This window comes from Nocardia xishanensis NBRC 101358, assembly GCF_001613365.1.
In the GTDB taxonomy this organism is placed as follows: domain Bacteria; phylum Actinomycetota; class Actinomycetes; order Mycobacteriales; family Mycobacteriaceae; genus Nocardia; species Nocardia xishanensis.
Map to the genome: position 1 here is coordinate 1 of NZ_BDCF01000037.1, position 7,477 is coordinate 7,477.

At 69.5% G+C, this 7,477-nt stretch carries 9 protein-coding genes; 3 read left to right on the forward strand and 6 right to left on the reverse strand.

All coding sequences use genetic code 11. The features are described 5' to 3' along the window. Positions 1–644, reverse strand: a 644-nt coding sequence (locus NX1_RS24915) for a TRAM domain-containing protein (protein WP_157120036.1), incomplete at its 3' end; no start/stop codon positions are given. 114 nt (positions 645–758) lie between these two features. Further along, positions 759–2,750, reverse strand: a complete 1,992-nt coding sequence (locus NX1_RS24920) for an APC family permease (protein WP_068063975.1) — start codon at positions 2,748–2,750, stop codon at positions 759–761. A 193-nt stretch (positions 2,751–2,943) separates the two neighbouring features. Between NX1_RS24920 and NX1_RS24925 the strand changes: the two genes are divergently transcribed. After that, positions 2,944–3,609, forward strand: coding sequence for a potassium channel family protein (locus NX1_RS24925; RefSeq protein ID WP_068063977.1), 666 nt, complete (start codon positions 2,944–2,946; stop codon positions 3,607–3,609). Positions 3,610–3,611: 2 nt separating this feature from the next. Next, on the forward strand, positions 3,612–4,283 hold the full coding sequence (locus NX1_RS24930) for a potassium channel family protein (protein ID WP_068063978.1): 672 nt from the start codon (positions 3,612–3,614) through the stop codon (positions 4,281–4,283). A 33-nt stretch (positions 4,284–4,316) separates the two neighbouring features. On the opposite strand, the gene NX1_RS24935 is transcribed toward NX1_RS24930, so the two are convergent. From NX1_RS24935 to NX1_RS24945, 3 genes are all read right to left on the reverse strand, one after another. Beyond that, complete coding sequence (locus NX1_RS24935; protein ID WP_084501737.1) at positions 4,317–4,949, reverse strand: sigma-70 family RNA polymerase sigma factor; 633 nt, start codon at positions 4,947–4,949, stop codon at positions 4,317–4,319. 138 nt (positions 4,950–5,087) lie between these two features. After that, complete coding sequence (locus NX1_RS24940) at positions 5,088–5,825, reverse strand: DUF3159 domain-containing protein (RefSeq protein WP_084501738.1); 738 nt, start codon at positions 5,823–5,825, stop codon at positions 5,088–5,090. Positions 5,826–5,830: 5 nt separating this feature from the next. Further along, entirely contained in the window at positions 5,831–6,208 is a 378-nt protein-coding gene (locus NX1_RS24945) for an OB-fold nucleic acid binding domain-containing protein (RefSeq protein WP_068063979.1), read from the reverse strand. Positions 6,209–6,307: 99 nt separating this feature from the next. Here NX1_RS24945 and NX1_RS24950 point away from each other — a divergent pair, with 99 nt between their 5' ends. Then, positions 6,308–7,054, forward strand: a complete 747-nt coding sequence (locus NX1_RS24950) for an alpha/beta fold hydrolase (RefSeq protein ID WP_068063981.1) — start codon at positions 6,308–6,310, stop codon at positions 7,052–7,054. 153 nt (positions 7,055–7,207) lie between these two features. Here the strand turns inward: NX1_RS24950 and NX1_RS24955 are convergent. Continuing rightward, the coding region (locus tag NX1_RS24955) for a DUF3710 domain-containing protein (protein WP_157120038.1) at positions 7,208–7,477 on the reverse strand (270 nt) is incomplete at its 5' end.

The window sequence follows — 7,477 nt, forward strand, 5'->3', positions numbered from 1 at the left end:
CCGTGCCGCCTGCCGCGCCGCGGCGTCGCCTGCTCGGCGGGCGGCAGTTCGACCAGGTGCCGCACCCCGTCGCCGTCCACGGTGACGACCAGATCGGCGCCTGGCGTCCAGATGCGGTCGGCGATGCCGTCCATCGCTCCAGGAACCGGTTGCGGGCAGCGCAGATCCGCGATCACCTCGGTGCTGCGATAGCGGTGCACACCGGCCCGCCCCTCGGCATCGACCGGGAGCCGGATCCTGGTGCGCCAGCCGCCGGACGCGTCGTCCGGGTATCCGGCGATCGGTTCGACGGTCACCTCGCGCTCGATACCCGCTAGCCTGCGCAGTTGCTCGGCGACCACCGCGGCCTTCAGCCCACGCTGGGCGGCGGGAGTGGCGTGCGAGAAATCGCAGCAGCCAGCGCCGCCCGGCCCGGAGACCGGGCAGGTGGCGGGCACTCGATCCGGCGAAGGCTCCAGGATCCGCACGGCGTCGGCGCGGCAGAACGATCCGCCGCGATCCTCGGTGACCGTCGCGCGCACCAGCTCACCGGGCAGCCCGTGCCGCACGAACACGACCCGGCCCTCGTGCCTGCCGACGCAGAACCCGCCGTGCCCCGGCGGGCCGAGCCGCAGGTCGAAGGTCCGGCCGAACCAGTCGGTCATCGCCGGTACCCGGTCGCGGTGCGCCGATGCCGCGCGGTCATACCTGCGCCTCGCCAGCGCTCGGCTCCGGCATGCGCGGTGCGCGCCGGCACATGATTCGCTCACTCCGTTCGCTCATACCCGGTCCTCGTAGCCGCGCCGCACCGCGCCGGGCGCGTTGATCTCGCCCACCTGCCTGGCCCGCGTCGTCGACGAGCTCAACTGCCACGGCACCGACGTCACCATGACGCCCGGCTCGAACAGCAGCCTGCCCTTGAGTCGCAGCGCGCTCTGGTTGTGCAGCACCGTCTCCCACCAGTGGCCGACCACGTACTCGGGGATGAACACCGTCACCACGTCGCGCGGCGCGTCACGGCGCACCCGCTTGACGTAGTCGAGCACCGGCTTGGTGATCTCGCGGTAGGGCGATTCGATCACCTTCAGCGGCACGCTGATGTCGCTGTTCTCCCATTCTCGCACCAGCGCCCTGGTATCGGCCTCGTCGACGTTCACCGTGATCGCCTCCAGCGTGTCCGGCCGGGTGGCGCGAGCGTAGGCCAGCGCCCTGCGGGTGGGCAGGTGCAGCCGCGAGACCAGCACGATCGAATGCGAGCGGCTCGGCAGCACGCCGTCCCACTCGTGCTCGTCGAGCTCCCTGGCGACCGAGTCGTAGTGCCGGCGGATCATCTTCATCACCACGAAGATCGACACCATGGTCAGGATCGCGATCCACGCGCCCGCGAAGAACTTGGTGATGAGCACGATGATCAGCACGACGCCGGTGGCGCTGAGGCCGACCGCGTTGATCACCCGGGAGCGATGCATCCTCGACCGCTGCGCCGGGTCGGTCTCGGTGCGCAGCAACCGCGTCCAGTGCCGCAGCATGCCGGTCTGGCTCAGCACGAACGAGACGAAGACGCCGACGATGTAGAGCTGGATGAGCTTGGTGACCTCGGCGCCGAACACGACGACGAACGCGATCGCGGCACCGGAAAGGAACAGGATGCCGTTGCTGAAGGCCAGCCGGTCGCCGCGGGTGTGCAGCTGGCGCGGCAGGTAACGGTCCTGGGCCAGAATCGAACCGAGCACAGGGAAACCGTTGAAGGCCGTGTTGGCGGCGAGCACCAGGATCAGCGCGGTGACCGTGGTGATGAAGAAGAAGCCGATCGGGAAGCCCTGGAACACCGTCTCGGCGAGCTGGGCGATCAGCGTCTTCTGTTGATAGTCGTCAGGGGCTCCGATCAGGTGGTCGGTGTCGTGGGCGTACACGATGCCGATCTTCTGCGCCAGGATGATGATGCCCATCAGCAGCACGATCGCGATGCTGCCCAGCATCAGCAGCGTGGTCGCGGCGTTGCGCGACTTGGGCTTGCGGAACGCGGGCACGCCGTTGCTGATCGCCTCCACACCGGTCAGCGCGGCGCAGCCCGAGGAGAACGCGCGTGCGATCAGGAAGGCGAACGCGAGGCCGTACAGGTGCTCGTCCTCCGCTTTCAGCTGGAACCCGGCCGACTCGGCTTGCAGGTCCTCGCCGAGCACCACGATGCGGAACAGGCCCCAGGCCAGCATGATGCCCATGCCGAAGATGAACGCGTAGGTCGGGATCGCGAACGCCTTGCCCGATTCCCGAACGCCGCGCAGGTTAATCGCGGTGAGCAGGGCGATCGCCACCACCGCGAACAACACTTTGTGAGTGGCCACGAACGGGATGGCCGAGCCGATGTTGGACGCGGCCGAGGAGATCGACACCGCCACGGTGAGAACGTAATCGACCAGCAGGGCGCTGCCGACGGTGAGCCCGGCGGTCGGCCCCAGATTGGTGGTCGCGACCTCGTAGTCACCGCCGCCGGAAGGGTAGGCGTGCACGTTCTGGCGGTAACTGGCCACCACGACGGCCATGACGAAGGCGACCGCGAGACCCACCCACGGCGCGTACAGGTAGGCCGAGACGCCCGCCGTCGAGAGCACGAGGAAGATTTCCTCCGGCGCGTAGGCGACCGACGACATGGCGTCGGAGGCGAACACCGGCAGCGCGATTCGCTTCGGCAGCAGCGTGTGCCCCAGCGAATCGCTACGGAAGGGCCTACCCAGCAGCATCCGCTTGGCTGCTGTCGTCAACTTGGACACTGGAGCGAGCATAGATCCCCCGGCCGGTGATCGCCCGTGGGGTGTGCCTGCGCGTCTGTGCAGGCACACGTGTCACAAACAGGTTTGCCCACCCACCGGAGGGGGAAAGTGGGCCATGGACACATCCGGCGGGTACGGTTCTGCGGATAGGCAAACAGACCGAACGTCAGCGGTCCAGGAGCGAGGTTGCACGGTGTACGTAGTGATCATGGGATGCGGACGCGTCGGTTCGTCGCTGGCCCGCGCCCTGGTCCGGGTTGGCCACGAGGTCACCGTGATCGACCGGGATCCGAGCGCGTTCCTGCGGCTCGGTGACGACTTCCCCGGCGAGCGCTTGGTCGGTGTCGGCTTCGACCGGGATGTGCTGACGCGCGCCGGAATCGAGCGGGCCGACGCGTTCGCCGCGGTCTCCTCCGGCGACAACTCCAACATCATCTCGGCCAGGGTGGCCCGCGAGACCTTCGGCGTCGAGCGCGTCGTGGCCCGGATCTACGACGCCAAGCGCGCCGCGGTCTACGAGCGGCTCGGCATTCCGACCATCGCCACCGTGCCGTGGACCACCGACCGCTTCATGCGCACGCTCGTCGGCGATTCCAGCACCACCACTTGGCGCGACCCCACCGGAACGTTCGCGGTGACTCAGCTGACGTTGCACGAGGAATGGTACGGGCGCACGGTGCGCGACCTGGAACGCGAGATCGCCGTCCGGGTCGCGTTCATCATCCGGTTCGGGCAGGGTCTGCTTCCCGACAACAAGACCATCGTCCAGGCCGACGACGTCGTCTACGTCGCCGCGAACTCCGGCAACGTCGGCGAGGCCGTCGCGCTGGCCGGCAAGCCCCCTGCTAGCGAGGACTGATCATGAAGGTGGCCATCGCCGGGGCAGGCGCCGTCGGCCGATCGATTGCCCGGGAACTGCTACGCAGCGGACACACGGTGATGCTGCTCGAGCGTCAGCTCGAGCACATCGACCCGGACGCCATTCCGGACGCGGTCTGGGTGCACGCCGACGCGTGTGAACTGGCGCTGCTGGAGGAGGCGGGGCTGGAGACCTACGAGGTGGTCATCGCCGCGACCGGCGACGACAAGGCGAACCTGGTGCACAGCCTGCTCGCCAAGACCGAGTTCGGTGTGCGCCGGGTGGTCGCGAGGGTGAACGATCCGCGCAACGAATGGCTCTTCGACGGGTCGTGGGGCGTCGACGTGGCGGTCTCGACCCCGCGCCTGCTCGCCTCCCTCGTCGAGGAGGCGGTCTCGGTCGGCGATCTGGTCCGGCTGATGACGCTGCGCCAGGGACAGGCGAACCTGGTCGAGATCACCCTGCCCGCCGACACCGGTCTGGCGGGCAAACCGGTGCGCACGCTGACCCTCCCGCGCGACGCCGCGCTGGTGACGATCCTGCGCGGCGGGCGGGTGATCGTGCCGCAAGGCGACGACCCTTTCGAGGGCGAGGACGAGCTGTTGTTCGTGACCTCGGTGGAAGCCGAGGAAGATCTGCGGGTGGCGCTGGCCGACCACGGCATCAAGCCATAACTCCCCGATACGGTTTGCTGCCGCGGATCGGGCTCAGGCGGCCATTTCGAGCTGCGCCCGCAGCTTGCTGAGGGCGCGATGCTGCATCACCCTGACCACGCCGGGGCTGGTGCCGATGGCCTCGGCGGTCTGCGCGGCCGACCAGCCGAGCACGATCCGCATGACCAGCACCTCGCGGTGCGCCGGTGCCAGCACTTTCATCAATTCCCTTGTGGCCGTGCGACGCTCGAGCGCGAGCGCCCATTCTTCCGGTCCCGCCGCCGACGAGGGGGCGTCCGGGACGTCGGCCACCGGGTAGGTCGGGTGCATCTGCGAGCGCCGGTACGCGTCGGCGATCTTGTTGGCCGCGATGCCGTAGACGAAGGCCAGGAAGGACTTGCCCTGATCCTTGTAGCGCGGGATGGCGTTCACGGTGGCCAGCAGGATCTCCTGCACGACGTCGTCCGCGGTGACCTGGAGGTGGGCCGTGTTGCCGAGGCGCGCACCGCAATAGCGGCGGACCAGCGGATGAACCACCCGCACGATCTCCGACACCGCCTTCTTGTCGCCCGCTGCGGCCGGGCCGATCAGCTTGTCCAGTTCCCCCGCCACCCGGCGGCTTTCCGACAGCGCGGGGCTGGTGTGCGCGTGGGTCTTGGTGGTCGAAACCGTGTGCTCGGTAGCCAATGTCCGAGTCCTTTCTAGCCGATCGTTGCGTTTTCCCTCTCGCAAACGATCGTCCGATGAACTCGGCTCACCGGCCAGGTACCCCAGGGTGGAGAGTGACCCACCTCTGCGGTGGGACAGGCGCCACCCTGTTCTGGCTCAGGCGGTTTCGGTGGAGGTGCGCGGCAGATGACCGGCCCTGCGCACGGCCCAGATGGTGACCGCGAAGGCGACGGCGGTCAGCGGCCAGCCCATCCCGATCCTGGCGACCGCGAGCCACCCGGTGCGGTCGGTGTCATAGAGCTGGGACTGGACCAGGTACCTGGCCGCGAAGACCACGACGAAGGTGGCGGTCGCCAGGTCGTAGAGGCGCACGGCCCTGCGATCGGAGCGCCAGTCGGAGCCGTGGCCGTTGAGCACGCCCCAGATCACGCCGACCAGTGGGCGGCGCACCAGGATCGAGGCGAGGAAGACTCCCGCGTAGATGAGGCTGGTGTAGATCCCGAACAGGAAGAAGCCCTTGGCCTCACCTACCCGGTAGGCGATCAGCGCGCAGACGCCGACACCGAGGAAGCCGGAGATCGCGGGCTGCACCGGGCTGCGGCGCACCAGCCGCCACACCAGCACGGCGGCCGCGACGCCGAGCGCCGTCCAGATCGCGGCGGTGAGCCCGGCGAGGGTGTTCACGGGAACGAAGACGAGCACCGGCAGCGTGGAGTAGATCAGGCCGCTGAAGCCGCCCAGCTGCTCGAGCAGCGACGGTCCTGCGGGTTCCCCATGTTCGGACGCCGACCGGTCGGCCTCGGCGTATGCGCGGCCGGGAACCGCGGCGTCGATCGGTCGCTCGATATCGGTCGGCGTGCCGAGGTCGGCACCGTGGTCGTTGCTCGATGGCATACGTGTCAGCTGTTCCCGCGCAATTCGTAGTAGGGGTTGAAGATCACCTTACGGCCGTCGCGATCGCCGACCCGGCCGCGGACCAGGATGCGCCGCCCCGGTTCGATGCCGGGAATGCGCCTGCGGCCGATCCACACCAAGGTGATGGCATCGGTACCGTCGAAGAATTCTGCCTGGACACTGGCGCCCGCCGACTTGGGGCAGGCCTCCACACTGCGTAGACGACCGAGCATCGTCGCTTCGTCTCCACGGCGACACTCGGACGCCCGACACGCGCCCGACGCCTCGGCGGTCTCGGCCAGCTCCTCGGCATCGAGTTGGTCGATGTCCTCGGTCAGCCTGCGGCCCAGACGTCGGAAGTACCCTGAGGCTGCGGATGGCATTGCACGCTCTCCTGCTAGCACAGATGGCGCGGGTCACACGTCATCGTGGTTGTTCTGTGACGACCGGCTGTGGCCGTACACCCGCCACTGTAGATGCCCATGGCCACCCCCGCTACGCTCGACCCGGTGTTCGAGACCCCACATGTCACGAGGGCCACACGACCTGCGGTTCCCCTCGTCGTCGCGCTGCCGGGCACCGGCTCCGACGCCGATTTCGCCAGGCGCGCATTCGGTCCCGCGAGCGCGGCTCGCGGGTTCGAGCTGATCGCGGTGGAGCCCGACCCGCTGGCAGTCGTCGCGAGCTGTCACGCCGCGCTGGACGCGGCCGCCGCGCGTGGACCGGTGCTCGCGGCGGGCATCTCGCTGGGCGCGGCGATCGCGCTCGAATGGGCGGGCGCGCACCCTGAGTCCACCGCCGGCGTGGTCGCCGCGCTGCCCGCGTGGACGGGTTCGGACACCGCTCGCTGCCCCGCTGCGCTCTCTGCCGCCGTGACCGCCGGACAACTGCGCGCCGACGGCTTGGAGGCCGTCATCGCGCGGATGCGGGCCAGCAGCCCGCGCTGGCTGGCCGACGCGCTGACCCAGTCCTGGCGCGCCCAGTGGCCGCACCTGCCGCGGGCACTGGAGGAGGCCGCCGACTATAAATGGCCGAGCACCGACCGGCTCGCCACCGTCGACGTGCCGGTCGCGGTGGTCACCGCGGAGGACGACCCGGTCCATCCGCTCGCGGTGGCCGAGGAGTGGGCGCGGCTGATCCCGCACGCGCGGCTGTTCCGCACGACGCTGGCCGAACTCGGCGCAGATCCGGCGATCCTTGGCGACACCGGATTCACCGCCTTCGATTGACCGGCCCGGTCTTCGATCGAAACCCGGCCACCCGGATCACGCGCAGACCCTCGCGTCCCCGAAGTGAGACCGTTCACCGGCCTCACTTCACAGACAAACGGCCGCGAGGAGCGCAACGCGTCCGCGCTGTGACCGGCGCGCTTGCGGCAGAGGTCAGTTCAATCCGAGCTGTTGCATCGCGGACCCGTCGGCGCCGCGCCGCGGTTGTGGCGGCAGCGTCTGCGGTTGCGCGCGCACCGGAGTCTGGCCCGCGGCGGCCTGGGCGGCCATCTGCTGTTGCTGTGCCTCGACCTGCGCCTGGTGCGCGGCGGCCAGCTGTTCGGCCAGCTGCTGCGGCAGCACGACCGGCAACGGGTCGCGCACGGGCAGCGGATCGGAGCCGCGCCGGATGACGGTCTCGCTGAGGATCGCGCGGGCCGCGGC

Excerpts from the sequence above, each read along its gene's own strand:
- NX1_RS24950 (WP_068063981.1), top strand. The coding sequence starts at position 6,308 with ATGGCCACCCCCGCTACGCTCGACCCGGTGTTCGAGACCCCACATGTC.
- NX1_RS24945 (WP_068063979.1), bottom strand. The coding sequence starts at position 6,208 with ATGCCATCCGCAGCCTCAGGGTACTTCCGACGTCTGGGCCGCAGGCTG.
- NX1_RS24930 (WP_068063978.1), top strand. The coding sequence starts at position 3,612 with ATGAAGGTGGCCATCGCCGGGGCAGGCGCCGTCGGCCGATCGATTGCC.
- NX1_RS24940 (WP_084501738.1), bottom strand. The coding sequence starts at position 5,825 with ATGCCATCGAGCAACGACCACGGTGCCGACCTCGGCACGCCGACCGAT.